Source organism: Fusibacter paucivorans, assembly GCF_018390735.1.
GTDB classification, from domain to species: domain Bacteria; phylum Bacillota; class Clostridia; order Peptostreptococcales; family Acidaminobacteraceae; genus Fusibacter; species Fusibacter paucivorans.
The window spans coordinates 1-20,436 of sequence record NZ_JAHBCL010000046.1 but is presented as its reverse complement, the minus strand read 5'-3'; the positions used below and the strand labels follow the sequence as shown (position 1 = coordinate 20,436).

Below are 20,436 nucleotides of genomic sequence, written 5' to 3'. Positions count from 1 at the left end.
TTCAGATTCCTCGTCGCCAAGGACACCCTTGCCTTAAGCTATACACTTCCCACTACCAGGGTGTGTTAGGGACTCTCACCCGTTAGATTACGCCCATACCGGGCACACCAAAAAAAGCGCTCTTAATAAAGAACGCTTTCATGTTTTATCGGCTAAGTCTTTGTAAAGTGATTTCTAAATGGTTTCTAAATCATCACGGTGGCATTGCTAAATAATCTCGTTATACACGCATTATTTTAAAACAGACGCCAAAACCTCCGTCATCGTCTTCAGCATACTATCAATTGCTTCGCGTGTGACAATAAGCGGCGGCATCAATCGAATGGTCGCCGGCTTTGGCGAATTAATTAACAGTCCCTTTTCGAGACAGGCACCAACCACCTCTGCACCTTTAGGCTCAGGCAAGTCAAATGCAATGAGCAAACCCATGCCTCGAACAGATTTTATGCCATAGTCTGCCTCCATTTCATTGAGGCATTTCATGAGATAAGCGCTTTGAGCCACTGTATTTTCAACGATTTTTTCCTTCACTATCGTTTCGAGAACGGCCATGCCAACCGCCATCCCAAGCGGTTGCGCAGTGTAAGTACCACCTTGGTCACCCGCATCGAAAATATTGTATACCGATTTGGTCAGCATCGCCGAAAGCGGATACCCGCCGCCGATTCCCTTCGCCAGCGTCATGATATCCGGCTCAATGTCATAGTGCTCATAAGCAAACATTTTGCCGGTTCTGCCCATACCCGTCTGTACCTCGTCAAAAATGAGCAGTATGTTATGCTCGTCGCATATTTTTCGAACTGCTTTTACATAGATTGGATCTGCAACGTTGACACCGCCTTCACCTTGGACGGGTTCCAACATGATTGCACACGTCTTATCTGTAATCGCAGCTTTGATCGCCTCAATATCGTTAAAAGGCACATGAATAAAACCCGATACCTTTGGCGCAAACAGCGGTTCCCAATAGTCCTTGCCCGTGGCCGACATCGTTGCCAGCGTTCGCCCGTGAAAACTATTAACAGTTGTAATAATCTCATAGGCCCCATCGAGCGATCGCTGACCGTGTTTTCTCGCAAGTTTAATAGCCCCTTCATTGGCTTCCGAGCCGCTTGTGGTGAAAAAAACTTTATCAAAGCACGTCATCTCTGTGAGCATTTTCGCGAACGAAACCATTGGCACATTGTAAAAAGCCGGACTGGCATTGATGAGCTGCCCTGCCTGTTTTGTCAATGCCTTTTCAATGGCTTTTGGCGCATGTCCCAGACAGGTCACCGCCCAGCCGCCAATAAAATCCAAATAACATTTGCCTTCTGTATCCCATAAATACATCCCTTCACCGCGTTCCATCATCACTTCCGGACGGTTGGTCGTATAAAGAATATGTTGATCTGCTGCTGTCAGCAAATCAGCTGTCGTGTATTTATCGATTAATTGCATAAGCCCTCCTAATTGTTAGTTTTGTATTATTATAGCTTTTTGTGGTTATTTATGCAATCTATTTTTTTCTTCTTCTCTAATATAATCGATTTTCGAAACACGTCTTCTTTGTTTTACACTTAGCTAATCGTTCTTCTAAATTAAACACAATCATCCAAATGCATTGTTATAAGCTGAATTAAAAACCATCGTCAATATATTTTTACTGCGTTGTTTTCGTTAATATAAAAATAAGCAGGTCATCTAATGATAATCAATAAAAAAACGCGAACATAAATAATTATGCACGCGTTCACCATAATTCAATATCAATTTTCTTAAGTAAACATCGTCGTCTACGATCAGTAAATTCGGCATTTCACTGCCTCCTGCTGTTACATTGCATTGAGGGTTTTGTCTATCAGATTAACATGCAAATGTGAGAAGCGACATTTTTCGCGTCGCTTCTCATAAAATATCCATCTCTATGGGGTCATCTCTGCCTGAGCCTGCGCCAGTTTTGCCATGACGTCAACGCCAAACGGGCAATTTGCCATACAGTGCCCACACTGAATACAGTCTTCCGCGCGATGCAGCAGCGACTGATAATGCTTCTTTGCCAGCAAATCGCCCGCATGGTACAAGTCTAAAAATTTATTTACCGCGGCTATGTCAATGTTGACGGGACAAGGCAAGCAGTGGTTGCAATAAACACAAACGCCTTTCATGTCTACCGTCTGGCATTCGGAAATAAAAGCATAGTCTCTATCCTCCGCCGGCGCATCGTCATAACCAGCCGCTAAAATCAAATCCTCTTTTGATCGGACACCAAGCAGACATGATATGACACCGGGACGATCCAGCGCATATTGCAGACACTGGTAAACATTCAAAGCACGCCCCAGCGGTGAACGCTGTTCATCCAGCAAGATGCCGCCGCCAAAGGCCTTCATGACTTGAAGGCCAATACCGCGCTTCTCACATTCTCGGTATAAACGCTGACGCTGTTCATAGGCATCCGCCTTTTCATAATTGCCCATGTCAAGATCGTCAAACGGCAGATTGACAATGGGGTTTAAATCGTACGCCGGATTGACGCTGAACATCACCAGATCGACATCACCTGTTTCGATAAAGCGCAGGCATATGTCTGCAACATGCGAAGCAACCCCTAAGTATCGTATCGCACCCTCCTGTTTCAGCTGTTTCGCATAGTCAAAGACACCTGAATCAAAGACGCGCTGATAATCTTCTAGATCATCGACATAATGAATAAAACCAAAGTCGATATAATCCGTTTGAAGCCATTGCAATTGTTCTTCGAAGCCTTGTCTTACTTTTTCTAAATCTCGCGTTCGCTCATATTGTCCATTTGGGAAGATCATCCCCAGATGCATCTGTATAAAAAACTTTTCGCGTCTGCCTGCCAGCGCGTTGCCAATATGCTTAAACGGTTCAGGGTAAGACATCGCCAAATCGATAAGATTGACGCCCTGTCGTTCCGCCTCATCAAACAGAGGCGTCATTGCCTCTGCCGGTATTTCGTGCATCATGGTTGAACCAATGCCAATGACACTAATCGCATCCCCTTTTGACGTTTTTCGATATTCCATCCATTTGTCCCCTCTTCAAATCGTCTCACATCCTACAAATCGCTTCCAACAAGTTCCTTCCTATAAGATGTATCCTACTAACGTCTTATCCACGTTTCAACCTTCGCCTGAGCATTTTCAACATCGCCACCATTTACCGCCAAACCGCTTTCGACCTTCGCTTTTGGACAGAGTCCGGCGATATCCTTTTCACTGCGGCCGAGGCCACTGCCTTCATGTGTACAAAATGGCATAATCACTTTGTCTGCAAAATCATACTGCTCTAAAAAAGTCCAAACGTGCATGGGCATCGTCCCCCAGTAATTCGGGTATCCAAGGTAAACCGTATCATAGTCATCAATCGCCTTTAAAGGGTTTTGAAACGCCGGTCGAGCATTTGCGCGAAGGTCTTTTTTGGCTTCCGCTGCACACTCGTGATAATCTGCATCGTATGCATCAACGGGTTCGATGTGAAACAGGTCACCGCCCGTCAACACCTGAATGGTATTGGCAACTTTCTCCGTATTGCCAACCTCTAAATCTTTAATCACACCATTAACATAGTTATTGCCTTTTCGCGAAAAAAAGGCGATTAGTACTTTAGACATATGTATCCCCCTCTTCATAAAATGACTGACGCCTGCTGCCTTGCAACATATGCTCTATCCGTTGCTCTATCCGTTCCAACGAACAATGTTTACCCTGACAGGCGTCAGTTTATTGATTGTCAGTTTGTCAGTTTGTCATAATCTCATTGGTTTCATTTAATCGTTCATTTAATCGATGCACATTATAACTTACAGCGGCCTTCCTTATAACCATATCACCTCAAGTCTACTATAGGTCAAGTCCCAACTGCCTTAACACATGTATCTCACAGAGTCATGACCAAAGTATTCCCTGTATCATCAATACCCAAGATGCTTGCATCATTATCACACGCTTTAAACCATATCCCCAAAAAACAGCGATGGAGCAGTGATTAATTCTATCTCTGCTCCAATCATTGATTTTGAATCTCTAAAGTATGCGCTTAAACATCTACGTAAACGGTGAGCGATGCAACCGCAATGACAATGCGATCTCCTTCTCCAAATTCATTTACATGGAGACCCGTTGTCGATAGACCGCCCTCCACAATTGCATCTATTTTTCCTTTTCCGACGGGAATCATAGAGAGCAGCTCATCTTCATTCACCAACTCCGGTTTTGGACAGCCTATGCGAATCGCCACCTCGATCCGATTTGGATCGTGAATGTCAAGAATATCTGACACACCGCAAAGGCAGCCATGGGACATGGCATCCGCAATCGCTCGTTTCGCCGCCTTCGTCACATCGCCACCGTGCAAATCTGCGCCAGTTCCTATTTCAACAATATAACGCTTCATTACCATACTCCTTTCAAATACAAATACCCTCTGTGCATTTGTTTTTAGGATGAATATTATTATCGCCTATTCTCACATCATATGGATAGGTTCTTTCAGTGCAACATGTGCTGCTTCATGCATGGATTCATTAATGGTCGGATGCGCGTGAATGGTTTCTGCAATATCGACTAAAGTGCCGCCCGCTTTCATGACAGCAGCGGCTTCGCTGATAATTTCTGTCGCATTGGGCCCAAATATGTGACATCCAATGATTTTGCCGCTTTTTTCATCTGCAATCAATTTTGTAAAGCCAGTCGTCTGACCCATTGCGACTGCTTTTCCGCATGCCGCCATTGGAAATACGCCGACTGTAATTGCATCATAAGCCGCTCTGGCCTGCTGTTCAGATAAACCAACCGATCCTATTTCAGGCAGCGTATAGATACAGCTCGGTACAATTTCATAGCTCATCTTACGTTTTTTCCCCGCTATACAGTCTGCTGCAACCAACCCCTGAGCACTGGCCACATGTGCAAGCTGAATTTTACCTGTAACATCGCCAATTGCATACACATGCTCTAAATTTGTCGCCATTTCATCATCGACTTGAATATAGTTGCGCTCGAGCGTCAACGGAAGCTTTGACAAGCCCGCCAAATTTGACTTTCTGCCAACGCTGACCATTACACACGCAGCACTGATCGTCGTATCTTTATCACCACGGATCGTCACCTGATAGTCATCGTCATTTTTCTCAACCTTCGTAACACTGCAGCCAGTCAGCACTGATACGCCTGCTGCTGTAAGGCTTCTTTTCAACCCCTTTGAAAGCTCAAGATCCATGTTGGGGATCAATGCGTCCTGCATTTCGACAACCGTTACTTTACTGCCGAATTGACTGAATACCGTTGCAAATTCGCATCCGATAACACCACCGCCTATAATCACTAGACTTTCGGGCACTGCTTCCATTTCAAGCAGCTCTGTTGAAGTTAGAATACCTGCCATATCCAATCCTGGAATCGGTGGAATATTATTCGACGATCCCGTTGCAATAATCAAGTTTTCAAATGTAATCACATGATCCTGTACGGTGAGTTCATGCTCACTGATGACATTTGCTTCTCCCTGAAAAACGGTCACGCCGTTTGCTTTTAACAGTGCACCGACGCCCCCAGTCAGTTGTTTTACAACGTTATTCTTCATTGCCAAAACAGCTTTCATATCAACCTTTGGCGCATCGCAAATGATTCCCCTATTCTTGGCATTTTTTATTTCATGTAATAGTTCAGCATTCTTTACAAGGGCTTTTGTTGGAATACAACCAATATTCAAGCAGGTGCCGCCGATTTGATCTTTTTCCACGAGTACCGTCTTAAGTCCATGCTGTGAAGCTCTAATTGCTGCCACATAGCCGCCGGGGCCACCACCAATAATTGCTACATCGTATTTATTCATATTCTTTTGCTTCCTCCTCCTGCTTGAGCACTCTTAGAGCGCCCATAGCCAGCGCCGTCATTTCATCTTCTCCAGGATAAATATGAACTGGCGCTATAAATGCAATGCGTTTCATTATACTTTGGGTTATCACCTCAGAATAGGCGACACCGCCTGTTAGTGCAATTGCATCCACATTACCTTCCAGAACTGCCGCCATGGCACCAATTTCTTTTGATACCTGATAAGCCATTGCATCAATTGCCAGTGATGCTTCCTCGTCGTGTCTTGCGGCAAGCGCCTCTACCTCGCGAACATCATTCGTTCCAAAATAGCTCACCATGCCCCCGCCGCCAACAATTTGACGTTTGATTGCATCTTCCGAATAACGACCGGAAAAACAGCGTTTTATAATATCGCCTACCGGCAGTGTCCCTGAGCGTTCAGGTGAAAAAGCGCCCTCTCCGTCAAGGCCGTTATTCACATCAACAACCTTGCCGCACTGATGAGCACCAACGGTGATACCGCCCCCCAGATGTGCAATGATAACATTCGAACTGCCATAGGCTTTGTCGATGTCCTCAGCGAGTCTCCTCGCGACGGCTTTTTGGTTGAGCGCATGGAAAATACTTTGCCTTTCAATGCCTTTCAGCCCGGAAAATCGTGCGACAGACATCATTTCATCTACGACGACCGGATCAACAATATATGCTTGGATGCCCACTTCATCCGCAATTTTTCTGGCAATAAGCCCGCCTAAATTCGACGCATGTTCTTTCCACGGATTCTCCAGTGCTTTTACCATCGCCTCATTTACAACATAAGTGCCGCTTGCAATCGGCTTTAAAAATCCGCCTCTACCCACAACGGCATGCAGCGTGTGAATAGAAATGTTATTCTCCTGTAAAAGACTGATAATTGCGTTATGTCGAAAGGCATATTGCGCCGCAACTGATGAAAACGTTTCCAAATACTCAGATGCGTGATTAATCACCTCTGAAAACTGAACCGCATCGTCTTCATAAACAGCTACTTTTGTTGAAGTCGATCCTGGATTAATCGCTAAAACACGAAATTTCATAACTATTCCTTTCACTCTGCCGAAGCTGCAATAACAGCCATGGCAATTGCATTTAGTTTCGTTTTTGCACTGTCCGATCTCGATGTGAGCACAATGGGAACACTGGCCCCCACCACAATACCCGCACTGTCAGCTTCACTTAGCTGTACCAGCGTCTTGTAGAAAATATTGCCCGATTCTATCGATGGCATGATAACGATATCCACATCACCCGACACTTTGCTCGAGATGCCTTTGTGATCTGCGGCTGCCTTGCTGACAGCTGCATCCATTGCCATCGGACCACTTAACAGACAATTGTCCAATTGACCTGACTGATTCATTTCCAAGAGCGCCTGCGCATCTAACGTTGCCTGCATTTTAGAATCCCGTTCTTCTTTGGCACACAGTGTTGCAATTTTCGGACATGTTATTTCAAAAGCCTTTAAAACAGGCAATGCATTCTTAATCATTTGATACTTCTGTTCCAGGTTTGGCGCGATGATCATTGCCGAATCGCTCATAAACAGTAATTTATGATAACCTTCTATTTCAAAGGCAGCTAAATGATTCATACTGTTCCCTCTAAGAAGCGCCGACTTATGTTTTAAGATCGCTTTCAGCAAAACGGATGTCTGAACCAGCCCTTTCATAATGCACTTCGCTTCACCTTCTAAAACCATTGCAACAGCTGCATCACACTGTTCTGAAAGACTTGTCGATGTTTTAAAAATCGGAAATGCATGCTGTGGGATATCACAGTTTTTCAACGCCAGCTCTATTTCATCCTCATCGCCAATGAGGATGGCATCCGCTATGCCTTCAAGCTTCGCAGTATAAAGCGCCTCTAAAACGGGTTCATCATTGGCAGCGGGAACTGCGATCGTTACGCTTTCTTTTCTATCTTTCGCACGTGCCATCATTGCTTCAAAGCTGGCAATCATATGATAATTCTCCTTTTCATCGTTTGAAATAACCACTTTCAACAGCCTCTTTCAAAACTGAGGCAACATTGACTTTATAAGGACCATTTCTCGTGATTTTAAAATCCAGTTTGTCTCCCTGATTGAAGGTAACCGTTCTTTCACCGTCCAGCGCAATGGTGCCTGGATAAGATGCAACCATTGAATAAACCTGTTCAAGCGGCATCTTTTCAAATTGCGAATAGGTGAGCAGTTCAATTTGTCCTGATGTAAACGGCACCGCAACGGTATCACCCGTTTCACCAATCTGGATCCGATAGCCAAATTCATCAGCATCGTCACATACCTCAATTGCCCCAACAAGTGCCGACAATCCAATGACATCCGGTGAACATCTGCAAACAATCACCTCTGAAATTTCGGACATCTCCGCGACGACACGGCAGCCTACAAAAGGTACGTTTGTAACCACTGCATCTACAACGGCAATATCCGTCAGTTCTTCATTTTTGTATATTTCAATAATCTTATCGCGCTTTAAACGTTTTTGTTCAGAACGTATCAAAAAAGCCGCCGCGATACCAACATTGGTTCCCTCCCAAAATTGAGGATAGGCATTATTCGTGCCCGTCGAAACCGGGATAAATGGAATATCCGTCTCAACCTTTGCCGTCAGTCTGCTCGTACCATCGCCGCCCATGGCAATTAAGCATTTGATCCCTTGTTCACACATTTTTTCAACGGCCTTCACGGTGTCATGAGGATCATCATTTGGTACAAAATCCAATACCTTTATTTCAATATCAGATTGATATCGTTTATGATATTCATATGAAATACTCTTGTTGAGAAAATAGCTGTCTGGCATAAGCACAACGCTTTTCACACCAAATTGATCCATCGCACGGATCATCCTAATCGTCTTCTTTGTCTTTTCAGGATTGCCAACAATACTGGCTTGACTGGTTAAACGCCTCAAATCAGTCCCTGAAAAGGGATTAACAATAATGCCAACTTCCGCCATATGCTTTACCCCTTTACTCTGGCTTGTTTTCCATTTCCACTTTCAATGCATTCCCATGCACTATAATCTTTCTGAATGGTTCTATTTTGAATGAGGCGCAGCAAAATGCCGCGCCCCATTACTCACCCTAATATTTATTGCTTTAATAAACATCTGCTATTTCAGCAACGTTTGACATAATGCCAATGCTGTCACATGATCATTGTTCTTACATGATGCTTTTTACAGCCGTTACAATTTCCTCAATTGTCGGTACGACGAAATCCTCTCCCGGGCCATATGGAATTGGGTAGTCTTTTCCGCCAACATATCGCATTGGTGCTTTTAAACTGCTAAACCCTTCTTCTGCCACCAAATTAATAATATTATTGCCAAATCCGCCGCGTTTTGGCGCTTCCGTTACCACAACAAGTCTACCTGTCTTTTTAACGGCATCAAGTATGCCTTTTTTATCAAATGGGATCAACGTTCTAAGATCCATTATTTCACAGCTAATGCCTTCTGCTTCTAATGTCTTTGCCGCTTCAAGCGAAAGCTCGATCCCATGCTGATAAGTAACAATTGTCACATCCTTACCTTCTTTGACAATAGATGCTTTCCCAGGTTCGATAATATGTTCCACATCGAGATCAGGCACTTCTCCTTTTGTAGAACTAAATCTAGGCATGAGAAAAACAACAGGGTCATTTTCTCTAATGGCATATTTTAATAAGCCTTTTACATCGGAAGGATACATCGGTGTATAAATTTTCAGTCCCGCACAGTTTTGGAACCATCCTTCTACAGACGTTTCATGCTGTCCTGCGATTCTCATACCGACCCCATGCGGTGCAATGAATACAACTGGATATTCCCATTGACCTGCAGAAAAATAACGTTGTTTGCCTGCCTGATTTACAATGCCGTCATATGCGTAAGCCATAAAGTCTGCACACATATAATCGACAATTGCACGTTGACCACCCATTGCCGCGCCAACTGCAAAAGAAGCTTGAGCTGATTCTGCCAGTGTTGCACTTAAAATTCTTTCTGGTCCGAATTGTTCTAAAAAGCCAACGGTTTCCCCTGTCATTCCGCCATGAGCCCCAATATCCTCGCCGATCATAATGACGCTTTCATCTCTTAACATTTCTTCACGAAATGCTTCTAATTGCGCTGTTAAATTATTAATCACTCTCATTGTCTTACACCTCCATTGGTTGAGCATATACTTTATGAGAATCCAAGATAACATCTGCAGATGGGTATGAAGCATTATAAGCAAATTCAAGCGCTTCTTCAACTTCATCCGTTACACTCTGCCAAATGGCAGCTATCTTCCCTTGATCTAATATATTCATATTCACCAATGTTTCTTCCAGTCTCTTAATCGGATCATTGTATTTTTTGGCGTGTTCAAGTTCTTCAACTTCTTTTTTCGTTCTGTATTTTTGCGGATCGCCCCCTACGTAGTGACCACCCCATCTCAGTGTTTTCACTTCAACCATACACGGTTTGCAGTTTCTTGCCGATTCAATTGCCGTTTCAACCGCTTCGCGCACTGCAATGACATCATTGCCATCTACCGTAACCGCATCAATACCAAAAGCGTTCCCACGCTCTGCCAAGTTCTTCTTGTAAGAACTACTTTTATAGGAGATTGCATAACCATTGTCTTCAACAACGAATACAACAGGCTCCTCATATTTTTCAGCAAAGATAAACGCTTCGTAATTGATGCCTTCGCTGAATGCGCCATCGCCTTCACCGGCGACAACAACCTGACCTTTGCCGGCACGTTTTAGAGAATGTGCGAATCCAACAGCAGTTGGAAAGTTCTGCCCCATAATACCATTACTGTATATCATGTTGTCTTTTTTGGAAGACATATGGAAGTCACATCCCATACCCTGACAGTATCCATCTACCTTGCCGTATTGTTCAGCTGCAAATTTCTTAATATCGAGAATTTTCAACAAGCCTGCTTGCCACCGATGGGTTGGCAGTATCCAGTCATCCTCTTTCAGTGCAAATGCTACCCCGACGCTGACTGCTTCTTGACCCTGTGACAAGTGATGCATGCCAATAACCTTGCCTTTCATGATCTCTCTCTCAATCGAATCACAATAAACGCGACCAACAATCATTTGTCTGTACATGCTAACCAGTTCTTCGTTTGAATACTTCATTTCATCCCTCTTTTCTTCTAATTATTTGCCGCTGCATTTGCAGCATTATAAAAGATAATCGTCCAGATTATTAAGGACCTTTTTCATAGCACTCAAAAATTTTGCCGCCATTCCACCATCTAATATCGAATGATCAATGGTTAAAGAAAGTGTCGTTACCGGCCTAATCTCAATCGTTTCTTCTTCCGTTACCCAAGCTTCTTTTTTGATAGCACCCACTGCAAGAATGGATGATTCCGGCGGATTGACAAATGGTGTGCAGCCTTCGACATCGAAAATCCCTAGATTATTCAGTGTAAAAGTGGCACCGCCCATTGGAATTAAATCAAACCGTTTATCACGTGCATTTTTCACCATTGCTTTCGTCTCATCCGCAATCTCTTCAATGGATTTCGTCTGCGCATTGTAAAGTACGGGAACAACCAACAGCTCATCGACCATTACCGCAATGCCCACATTAATTGTTTCAAAGACATAGATGGCCTTGTCATCACGCGTCGCATTGACAAATGGCGTTTCTTCAATGGCAAAAACAACACACTTCGCCAAAATATCTGTGTATGAAACCTTAATGCCGCTTGATGCCAGCTTTTTACGATAAGCAATAATTTGGCTCATGTCCACTCTGGTCATAACCGTCCCTTGGGGCGCATTATCAAGACTGGCCTTCATTCTGGTACCAATGACTTTGCGTATGCCGTCATAAGGAATTTCATTTCGAATAATTCGTCCAAATTTATCAACTGTTTTTTCCATCACCTGATCCTTACTATTCAATTTCTGCAATCGGTTCACCACAGGCAACCAAACTGCCATTTGCGGGCAGCAGTATCTTAATTTTACCGCTTGCAGGTGCTTCGATTACTTTTACAAGTTTTTCAGTATCATCAGCCAGTTCGACAACTTCCTGACCCTTTGTTACCTCTGAACCATCTTCTACCAGCCAGTTTTTAACTTTGCCTTCCTGCATTGTCATTCCCAAATTTGCCATAAAAATCTGTTCCATTTTACTTATTCCTCCTCATTCCTTTTGTTTTCTATTTACACGAATCCAAAGATTCTTTATAAATCCGCATTGATATAGCTCACTCTATTTCAGACAACTTATCAGTTCATCCAGAAAACTTTTACAGTCACCAACATACCCGTAATCGGCATACTGAAAGATGGGCGCGTTGGCATCACTGTTCACTGCAATAAACAACTGTGTATTTTTAACACCACAGCAATGCTGTGCGGCACCGCTAATCCCCAGCCCAATATACAGTTTTGGCGAAACAACTTTACCGCTTTGACCTATCTGAAAGGATTCGTCAATCCATCCTTCCGTAACCAATGGCCTCGTTGCACCAACTACGCCACCCAACAGATCTGCCAGTACATATAGCTTTTCAAAATCCTCTTTCTTTTTAAACCCTCTGCCGCCTGCAATAATAATCTCAGACTTTTGGATATCTTTTGACAGATTATTTTTTTGCATCACTGCTTCAATCCGCGTCAGAAGTTCAGCTGCTTTTGGCGAACACTGCCATTTAATGACCTCACCGCTTTGTTTTTCATCCGGTGTCGGACACATTAACATCCCCGGTCTTACCGTGGCTAGCTGAGGATTTCGCTTATCACAAACTATATCAACGATTATGCCGCCATTCAAATATGGTTTTTTTTGTATCAACAGTTTTTTACCGTTCTCTTCTTTAATTTCTAAATCAATACAGTCTGCCGAAAGGCCCGTTTCGAGTTTTGTCGCTAATCGCGGGGCAATGTCTCTGCCAAAATCATCTGCGCCAAATACGACTGCCAACGGTTTGTATTCACGCATCATTTTCTCGAGTTCAATTGCATAACTATTGGAATCAAAGTCTGCAAAGATTGGATCAGCGGCATAAATGACTTGGTCAGCACCATAATGATACAGCGCTTCTGCTTTCAAATCCGAACCGATAACAACAGCCGTTACTGTTTCGTTATGCGCTTTCCCCAGTTCAGATGCCTTACCAATCAACTCATATGTTACATCTGTAAATTGACCATTAAAATGACTTGCCACAATCCAAATGCCGGCATTTTTCACAAGCTCCATTTTATACTCCCTTAGCTGTTTTTTGCAGTAATGCTGCAATACGACATGCCGCTTCCTTTTGATCACCAGTCAGCATGACCGTTTCTTTATTCATTTCAACCAGATTCAAACTGCCCACCACTGTCGGTGATCCTTCAATGCCAACCTTTGATCGTTCCAGTTGAAGTGATGCCAGCGTCATTGTTTCAATGTGTGCATTTGAAGCTTTTTTAATATTGTTCATATGAATGTAGTTCGGTTCTGATGAGGTTTCTGCAATGGTAAATACCGCCGGCAATGCACATGAAACCGTTTGATAACCGGTATCCGATTGCCTTCTAACACGCGCTTTCCCATTTTTAATTTCCGGACACTCACAGACATTCGATACACATGGCAATCCCATTCGTTCTGCTACACCGGGTCCGACGATTCCAGTCTCGGCGTCAACTGCATGTTTCCCACAGAGAATCATTGTTACATCAGGTATTTTCTTACGAATTGCCTGCGCTATAATCAGCGTCGTTGCCAGTGTATCCGATCCGACAAACGCCCTGTCGCTAATCAGTACCGCTTCATCAATGCCCATCGCAAGACACTCGTACAATGCCATTTCCGCTTTTTGAGGACCCATTGATATCGCACAGGTTTCAGCATTAAACTGCTGTTTTAATTGCAATGCAAGCGTCAATGCCTGCAAATCATATGGATTAATCACAACGCTGCTGTCGCGCCTGTCCAGATTTTTTGTTTTCGGATCTATTTTGATATCGCCTGATAAATCAGGCACTTGTTTCACCAATACGACTATTTTCATTCTATGCCCCTACCTTAAAGTATTTGCGCCGATGAGCATTCTCAGTATCTGAGTCGTACCTTCACCGATCTCCAACAGTTTTGCATCGCGCATCAAACGCTCTACTGGGTATTCTTTGCTGTAGCCATTGCCGCCAAATATTTGTATCGCATCCAGTGCAGCCTTTGTTGCCGCTTCAGAGCTGAATACTTTTAGCTTCGCAACATCCTGCGTAATGTTTTCACCTCTATTCCTTTTCGCGACGACATTCCGAAGCATGGTTCGCGATGCAAAGAGATTAATTTCCATATCTGCAATCATAAATTGAACCGCTTGATATTTTGCAATAGGTTTGCCAAATGCAGCGCGCTGTTGTGCATATGCTTTCGCTTCTTCCAGTGCGCGGACTATAATACCTATTGCGATTGCACCAATTGCCATTCTCCCAATATCCAGCGTTTCCATCGCATAGGCAAATCCCTTGTTTTCTATTCCGATCAGGTTCTCAAGTGGTATTTCGCAGTTCTCCAGCGTAATTTCACCCGTGTTTGAACCGCGCATCCCGAACTTATCTTCTTCCTGTCCAATGTGTAGACCGGGATTATCGCGTTCTACCAGAAAAAGACTAACGCCCCTCGCGCCTGCACTTCGATCTGTTTTCGCAGCGATAACATAATAATCGCTGACGCTAAAATTCGTCAGCCATGCTTTCTGACCATTTAATACATAATGATCTTGTTTTTTTACAGCCGTACACTGTATATTAGCGGCATCTGATCCGCACCCCGGTTCGGTAAGTCCAAATGCGCAGAGTTTTTCTCCTGTGGCGAGCGACTTCATTACGCGTTTTTTCAGCGCTTCGTCTGCGTGGTGATAAATCGGATATAGTGCGAGATTATGTGCGTCGAGTGTCAATGCCACACTGGCACTGCTGCGTGCAAGTTCTTCGAGCACGATAACCTCAGCATCAGCATTCATTCCAGCACCGCCCCACGATTCGTCGATGGCAACGCCAAACATACCGAGCTTAGCCATCTTTTTAATCACTTGCCATGGAAATTCGCCTGTCAAATCCATCTCTTTTGCATGCGGCTCAATTTCATTTTCAATAAACTGCCGCACCGTCTTGCGCAGCAATTCATTTTGTATGCATTCAGGTTGATTCATACAATATCCTTTCATGTGGTATTGACGCATTTTGCGACTTTTGTCAAGCAATTCAGCGACCTTTTAATTGTATTATATAATCGTGAACATCATAAGCAAATTGACATTTCATATTGTTTGTATGGTTTTTGGGCACTTTCTTCATTTTGTAATATAAAATACACTATGCAATAGAATACAATCGATATAACGTTGAAATATCAACGTTTCGACAATATCACTATTCGTTATTTTAATAACAATTAGTAGTACACTTTCAATCTTTTGTGTGTTATTATGTTAAAAAAGGCACCCCTGCCCAGTAAGACAGCAGATCAGTTCTCTTCACTTGTCGGCATTTCATCACACACCGTATCGGCGTTTGCAAGTATACATACATTTCAATATATTTTAATGTAAAAGGGAGGTTTATACTGTGACTAAGAATCAAATCACAAAGACATTCTTAGCATCTGCTGTCATGGAACTGTCTCGAAAAAAGCCTTTAAGTACTGTAACGGTAAGAGATATCGTCCACGCTGCCGGTTATACGCGCAATACGTTCTATTATCACTTTCAGGATAAGCAGGATCTGATCAACTGGATTTATAAAACCACTGTACAGTCAAGCATCGGCGCGATTGATCAGCGTTTAGATACCTCCATCTGGCGGGATGCCATCCTGAAACTGCTTCAGGAACTTGAAGCCAAGAAGTACTTTTATGAAAATGCACTGAAAATGACCGGGCAAAATTCATTTTACGATTACCTTTTTGAAACGACGTATAATCATTTTTCAAACGTTATTGAATTGTATTTGCAGGATAAATCCATTGATGACGATACGATTGAGTTCTTTATCAATTTCTATTCACATGCCTATACGGAAATGACGACTCAATGGCTTAGAAGCGGTGCAAAAATTCCCGCTGATAAGTTCATGCATCTTCTAACACGCGCTACTCTTCACGGCCTTTATAAAAACTTAAATTATTTTTCGTAGCAAAACTAAAACGGCTACGTAGTCTAAGTAAGCGTTCTTCTGACATTCTCGATCATTTGTATGGTTACAGGCCATACATTTCATGATAAACTTTTTGGTGGAGGTGTTCGCCATGATCAAGTCTAAATTTTGCGTTCAATGCGGTCTCTGTATCTCATCCTGCCCTAAGAAGCTGCTGCGCTTCTCCGAAATAACCACTGAATCAGGTGAGAAAAAGAATGTCATTATTTCTACAGACCCCGATTCATGTCTTTTTTGCGGTGCTTGTATGAGAGTATGTCCACTGCGGCATTAAACGACTGGAGGTAAATAATTTTGAAGTATATTGACACCAATTGGGATATCCCCTTCTACAACATGGCTTTAGAAGAATACCTCGTCAGCAAAGATGATGAGGAAGACTATATATTCTTTTACATCCATCAGCCGTCCATTATCATTGGAAAACATCAAAACACGATTGAAGAAGTCAACAAAGATTATGTTGATGAAAAACAACTTTATGTCGCACGGCGATTGTCCGGCGGCGGTGCCGTTTATCACGATGAAGGCAATTTGAATTTTTCGTTTATCATGCACGCTTCACCTTCCGACATCAATAATTTCGGAAAGTTTACAGCGCCGATTATTGCCGCACTTAAAAAAATCGGCATTTATTCTGAACTGTCAGGACGAAATGATATCCTCATTGACGGCAAAAAGTTTTCTGGCAATGCTCAGTTTGCTAAAAGAAATAAAATCCTGCATCACGGCACCCTGCTCTTTGACTCCAAAATGGATCATCTCGCAAGTGCCCTGAATGTCAAGGCTATGAAAATAGAATCTAAAGGCGTTAAATCTGTAAAGAGCAGGGTTACCAATATCAAGCCCTATTTAACACAGGCTTTTACGATTTCAGAATTTCGCACACACCTCATTCAATCACTCGATGAGACATTTGGTCTCGAACCCTATACGCTGTCATCCGAAGAAATTTCACATATTGAAAATGCCGTTCAGGAAAAATTCAGTACATGGGACTGGAATTGGGGACGCTCCCCTGCTTTTGATATTCAAAAAGTATCAAAATTTCCCTGCGGAATCATAGATGCCCGATTGAGCATTACTGACGGCGTCGTTGCGAATTGCAAATTCTATGGCGACTTTTTTGTCAAAAGGGATATTGTCAATCTCGAAGCACACCTAAAAGGTATTAAGTACCATGAAGCGGCTCTTTTGGCCGCACTTGAAGCGATCGACCTTGAAGATTACTTCCAAGGACTCAGCGCAGAAGATCTCACTGTTTTTCTTTGCAGTCAGTCATAAAAAAAGCCTTCGTATCTTTGTCTCATAGATGTCACAAAGACCCGAAGGCTCTTTTTGCATTTAAAAAGCTGATTACCGCTTTAAATGCTTTGATTGAAATACTGTTATTATCATACTTTATGATCGAATTCACTTATCGCTTCTGTTTAACTTAATTGACATCGTCAGCAGTCGTTTCAGCAATACTCGCCGTCAGACAATGCCATCCCAGTGTCCCGCATTTGGTTCGCGCAGGCATCTTTGCAATATTTTGAAAAGCCATAGCGTCTTGGAGTGCTTCTTCCGCCTCAGGCGAAATCGTTTCACCACGTGCCATATCAAAGAAGTCATTCGCCATATTTTTCGCCGAATCCAAGTCCATGCCCGTTATGAGATCAATCATAATAGAAATGGATGCTTGGCTGAGCGCACAGCCTGATCCGGTGTAGGATGCCGATTCGATGATGCCGTCCACAACGCGTAGATGCAGCGTCAAATCATCCCCGCAGCTCGGATTATGGCCTCTCTCTGCATGGGTTTCGCCTGATAGCGCATGCCGATTATGCCCGCTTCGATTGTGCATTAAAATAATTTCAGAATACATATTATGATCTGTCATAACCAAACACCTTCCTTGCATGATCAATACCCATTATGAGCGCATCAATATCACGCTCTTCCGTAAAAGCTGAAAAACTGGCGCGGCAAGTTCCCGCCTTATCTAAATGATGCATATAAGGCTGACAGCAGTGATGCCCGGCTCTAATGGCAATACCATTCTGATCGAGCAATGTCGCCATATCATGCGGATGAATCCCTTCTACTTCAAAGCTCACCAGTGCGCCGCGTTCCATAGTCAGTTTAGGCCCCAACACCGTAACGGCCGGATGTTCTGATAAACGCAACAGGGCATACCGCGTCATCGCTGCTTCATGCTCAGCAATACGTTCAATCCCTTGTGCGTCAATCCATTGAATAGCCGCGTCCAGTCCGACAGCACCACCGACATTCTGCGTTCCCGCTTCAAAGCGTTTTGGAATGGGTGCATACGTTGTCGATTGTTCTGTCACATAAGCGATCATATCACCACCAGCTAAAAAAGGCGTCATTTGCTCGAGTTGTTCGTATTTCGCCGCCAAAACGCCGATCCCCTGCGGCCCATACATTTTATGACCTGAAAAAACCAGGAAGTCAGCGTCGAGTTTCTGCATCGAAACAGGTCTGTGACCAACCGCCTGCGCGGCGTCTACTAAAACAGCCGCACCATGTTGCCGTGCTTTTTTAACAACCGTTTCAACATCGTAAAGAACCCCCAGCGCATTATCAATGAGCGGCAATGCCACCAAACGCGTCTTTGGGCCAATTACCGCCAGCATCTGTTCAGAAAAATCACCGTGAACGCCATCGACATACAGGTATTTCAGCACAGCACCTGTCCGTTTTGCTGCGATTTGCAGCGGCACGATCACACTGTGGTGTGCAGAGATCGCCACGACGATTTCATCTCCAGGTTTAAAGGGATAAGCATACGCCACGAGGTTGAGCGCTTCTGTGGCATTTTTAGTAAAAACCGCAGTCGCATCTTTACCGGCATCTATAAATTTTAAAACAGCCTCCCGTGCATTTTCATAGGTAATCGTCGCACTGGCACTCAGTCCATAAGCCCCGCGGTTAGGACTTGCATTTTCAGTCTCATACCAAGCCGTCATGCGATCAATGACAACTTGCGGTTTTTGAGCGGTTGCCGCATGATCCAAATAAATAAGGTCCGGGTGCGCCTTTAAAATTGGAAACGATTCTCGCCACGTCATGACAGCCTCCGATCAATGAGTGCTTCAATCTCATCCCGCAAGTTCACGGTTGCCGCTTCTGCAAGCACCTCTTCAAAAGCCGCTTTGACAACCAGCTTTTTCGCCGCAGCCATGGTCAGCCCACGACTCATCAGATAAAACAATTTTTGCTGATCGACACGGCCAATACTTGCCGCATGTTCGCCGATGACATCATCCTCAGCACAAAGAAGTGCCGGTATGGATTCGGCGTGTACGCGTTCATCTAGCAGCATGACCGTCTCGCGTTCACGCCCAACCGACTTGGCTGCGCCCTGTTCAAACTGCAAATTGCCTCTAAACACTTTCTTGGCATTGCCATCTAGTGCACCCTTTGATTCAATGACCGATTCCGTATTTGCGCCAATATGATTCATGGTAAAAGAAAGATCCATACGCTGTGCCATACCGCCAAGATAAAGTGAATTTAAGGTTGCACGGCTATGGCGGCCACTCAGTGCAACGCTGTAGTTGACACCTCTAAAACGACTTCCCAACTGCACGTCAACAATGTTGACCTCGCCGCCTTCGGCCACTTCAATAAGTGTTTGATCCAAATATGCATCTTCCGCACCAAGTCGTTGACACTTAAACAGCGTAGCCACGGCACCGCGTCCAACGATCAATCGCGTTATCCCCAGATGCTGTCCACGCATTGCCGACTGATTGTCATAATCCATCACCAGCGTCAGTGCACATTGATCGTCCACGACGACGGTATCGCTTGCAATATGATTGAGTTGATCGCCTGTGTCGGTTAGCGCCGTCGTCATTCGGACTACCGGCGTTTCATCCCGCCCTATACGCGCTTTGCTGTGAATATAGGCGTTTTTTGCCGCATGCTGCTTAATCCACGCCAAGATGGTATCATCCAGACGTGACACAAGGCGTTTATCCAGCAGCCAAGCCACCTCGCCGTTATCATTATCGTTTTTATCATCATTGCTTTTATTTTTTGAGTCATCCGCGTTGTTTCGAAATGCTGTGCTTTTAAAATTTTCACTGTTCAGCACGTTATCCTTCACATGGATTTCAACCTGCCCCTCATCGGCAATTTTCGTTTCTACAGTGCTTTCGATCTGATCAAAGAGGTCTTCCGGCAATGTAATCCGATGCCATTTAGGCATTTGACTTCGCTCTGAATTTGTCGTTGTTTTTTCTGTCTGCTTTTTAATTTTTTCTTGGTTGGCCATTTTATACCTTGTATGATTAATATAGAAGCAATCATCATACTTTCCTTTCATTTTAATCTGTGACTATAATACATTCAGATACTGTGGTACTTTTGATTTTATTCTGTAGCTTTGACTACTCACCAGGA

At 43.8% G+C, this 20,436-nt stretch carries 21 protein-coding genes; 3 read left to right on the top strand and 18 right to left on the bottom strand.

Annotation, left to right across the window (positions count from 1 at the left end; all coding sequences use genetic code 11):
* Window positions 1-231: 231 nt before the first annotated feature.
* From KHM83_RS18125 to KHM83_RS18055, 15 genes are all read right to left on the bottom strand, one after another.
* Window positions 232-1,440 (bottom strand): aspartate aminotransferase family protein, encoded by a 1,209-nt coding sequence (locus KHM83_RS18125; RefSeq protein ID WP_213238446.1) that lies wholly within the window; start codon window positions 1,438-1,440, stop codon window positions 232-234.
* A gap of 464 nt (window positions 1,441-1,904) precedes the next feature.
* Window positions 1,905-3,032, bottom strand: a complete 1,128-nt coding sequence (locus KHM83_RS18120) for an aldo/keto reductase (protein WP_213238445.1) — start codon at window positions 3,030-3,032, stop codon at window positions 1,905-1,907.
* 77 nt (window positions 3,033-3,109) lie between these two features.
* A complete protein-coding gene (locus tag KHM83_RS18115) occupies window positions 3,110-3,619 on the bottom strand; it encodes a flavodoxin (protein ID WP_213238444.1) in 510 nt (169 codons plus the stop codon).
* 425 nt (window positions 3,620-4,044) lie between these two features.
* Window positions 4,045-4,401, bottom strand: a complete 357-nt coding sequence (locus KHM83_RS18110) for a Lin0512 family protein (protein WP_213238443.1) — start codon at window positions 4,399-4,401, stop codon at window positions 4,045-4,047.
* A 72-nt stretch (window positions 4,402-4,473) separates the two neighbouring features.
* Window positions 4,474-5,841 carry a dihydrolipoyl dehydrogenase gene (gene lpdA, locus KHM83_RS18105; RefSeq protein WP_213238442.1) on the bottom strand — a complete coding sequence of 456 codons (1,368 nt, stop codon included), beginning with the start codon at window positions 5,839-5,841 and terminating at the stop codon, window positions 4,474-4,476.
* Window positions 5,834-6,901 (bottom strand): butyrate kinase, encoded by a 1,068-nt coding sequence (gene buk, locus KHM83_RS18100; RefSeq protein WP_213238441.1) that lies wholly within the window; start codon window positions 6,899-6,901, stop codon window positions 5,834-5,836. Before buk ends, lpdA begins: the two co-directional genes overlap by 8 nt.
* 11 nt (window positions 6,902-6,912) lie before the next feature.
* Entirely contained in the window at window positions 6,913-7,860 is a 948-nt protein-coding gene (locus KHM83_RS18095; protein ID WP_213238440.1) for a phosphate acyltransferase, read from the bottom strand.
* Entirely contained in the window at window positions 7,841-8,827 is a 987-nt protein-coding gene (locus KHM83_RS18090) for an NAD(+)/NADH kinase (RefSeq protein WP_213238439.1), read from the bottom strand. Before KHM83_RS18090 ends, KHM83_RS18095 begins: the two co-directional genes overlap by 20 nt.
* A gap of 208 nt (window positions 8,828-9,035) precedes the next feature.
* Window positions 9,036-10,007, bottom strand: coding sequence for an alpha-ketoacid dehydrogenase subunit beta (locus KHM83_RS18085; protein WP_213238438.1), 972 nt, complete (start codon window positions 10,005-10,007; stop codon window positions 9,036-9,038).
* A 4-nt stretch (window positions 10,008-10,011) separates the two neighbouring features.
* The gene (locus tag KHM83_RS18080; RefSeq protein ID WP_213238437.1) at window positions 10,012-10,995 is read right to left on the bottom strand and encodes a thiamine pyrophosphate-dependent dehydrogenase E1 component subunit alpha; all 984 of its coding nucleotides are present in this window, start codon (window positions 10,993-10,995) and stop codon (window positions 10,012-10,014) included.
* Window positions 10,996-11,040: 45 nt separating this feature from the next.
* Entirely contained in the window at window positions 11,041-11,751 is a 711-nt protein-coding gene (locus tag KHM83_RS18075; RefSeq protein WP_213238436.1) for a 2-oxo acid dehydrogenase subunit E2, read from the bottom strand.
* Between the two features lie 13 nt (window positions 11,752-11,764).
* Window positions 11,765-12,001 (bottom strand): lipoyl domain-containing protein, encoded by a 237-nt coding sequence (locus KHM83_RS18070; protein ID WP_213238435.1) that lies wholly within the window; start codon window positions 11,999-12,001, stop codon window positions 11,765-11,767.
* A gap of 84 nt (window positions 12,002-12,085) precedes the next feature.
* A complete protein-coding gene (locus KHM83_RS18065; protein ID WP_213238434.1) occupies window positions 12,086-13,078 on the bottom strand; it encodes an electron transfer flavoprotein subunit alpha/FixB family protein in 993 nt (330 codons plus the stop codon).
* Window position 13,079: 1 nt separating this feature from the next.
* Complete coding sequence (locus KHM83_RS18060; RefSeq protein WP_213238433.1) at window positions 13,080-13,874, bottom strand: electron transfer flavoprotein subunit beta/FixA family protein; 795 nt, start codon at window positions 13,872-13,874, stop codon at window positions 13,080-13,082.
* A 9-nt stretch (window positions 13,875-13,883) separates the two neighbouring features.
* On the bottom strand, window positions 13,884-15,020 hold the full coding sequence (locus tag KHM83_RS18055) for an acyl-CoA dehydrogenase family protein (protein WP_213238432.1): 1,137 nt from the start codon (window positions 15,018-15,020) through the stop codon (window positions 13,884-13,886).
* Window positions 15,021-15,435: 415 nt separating this feature from the next.
* Here KHM83_RS18055 and KHM83_RS18050 point away from each other — a divergent pair, with 415 nt between their 5' ends.
* The 3 genes from KHM83_RS18050 to KHM83_RS18040 all read left to right on the top strand — a co-directional run bounded on the left by KHM83_RS18050 (window position 15,436) and on the right by KHM83_RS18040 (window position 17,307).
* The gene (locus KHM83_RS18050; RefSeq protein ID WP_213238431.1) at window positions 15,436-16,002 is read left to right on the top strand and encodes a TetR/AcrR family transcriptional regulator C-terminal domain-containing protein; all 567 of its coding nucleotides are present in this window, start codon (window positions 15,436-15,438) and stop codon (window positions 16,000-16,002) included.
* Between the two features lie 82 nt (window positions 16,003-16,084).
* Window positions 16,085-16,297, top strand: a complete 213-nt coding sequence (locus KHM83_RS20065; RefSeq protein WP_425513881.1) for a 4Fe-4S dicluster domain-containing protein — start codon at window positions 16,085-16,087, stop codon at window positions 16,295-16,297.
* Between the two features lie 20 nt (window positions 16,298-16,317).
* Window positions 16,318-17,307, top strand: a complete 990-nt coding sequence (locus KHM83_RS18040) for a lipoate--protein ligase (protein WP_246543193.1) — start codon at window positions 16,318-16,320, stop codon at window positions 17,305-17,307.
* A gap of 151 nt (window positions 17,308-17,458) precedes the next feature.
* On the opposite strand, the gene sufU is transcribed toward KHM83_RS18040, so the two are convergent.
* From sufU to KHM83_RS18025, 3 genes are read right to left on the bottom strand one after another with little or no spacing between them, the layout of a single operon-like run.
* Window positions 17,459-17,905, bottom strand: a complete 447-nt coding sequence (gene sufU, locus KHM83_RS18035) for a Fe-S cluster assembly sulfur transfer protein SufU (protein WP_213238429.1) — start codon at window positions 17,903-17,905, stop codon at window positions 17,459-17,461.
* On the bottom strand, window positions 17,892-19,097 hold the full coding sequence (locus KHM83_RS18030; RefSeq protein WP_213238428.1) for an aminotransferase class V-fold PLP-dependent enzyme: 1,206 nt from the start codon (window positions 19,095-19,097) through the stop codon (window positions 17,892-17,894). The genes sufU and KHM83_RS18030 overlap by 14 nt, the downstream gene beginning before the upstream one ends.
* Entirely contained in the window at window positions 19,094-20,308 is a 1,215-nt protein-coding gene (locus tag KHM83_RS18025) for a SufB/SufD family protein (RefSeq protein ID WP_213238427.1), read from the bottom strand. Before KHM83_RS18025 ends, KHM83_RS18030 begins: the two co-directional genes overlap by 4 nt.
* Between the last annotated feature and the right edge of the window lie 128 nt (window positions 20,309-20,436).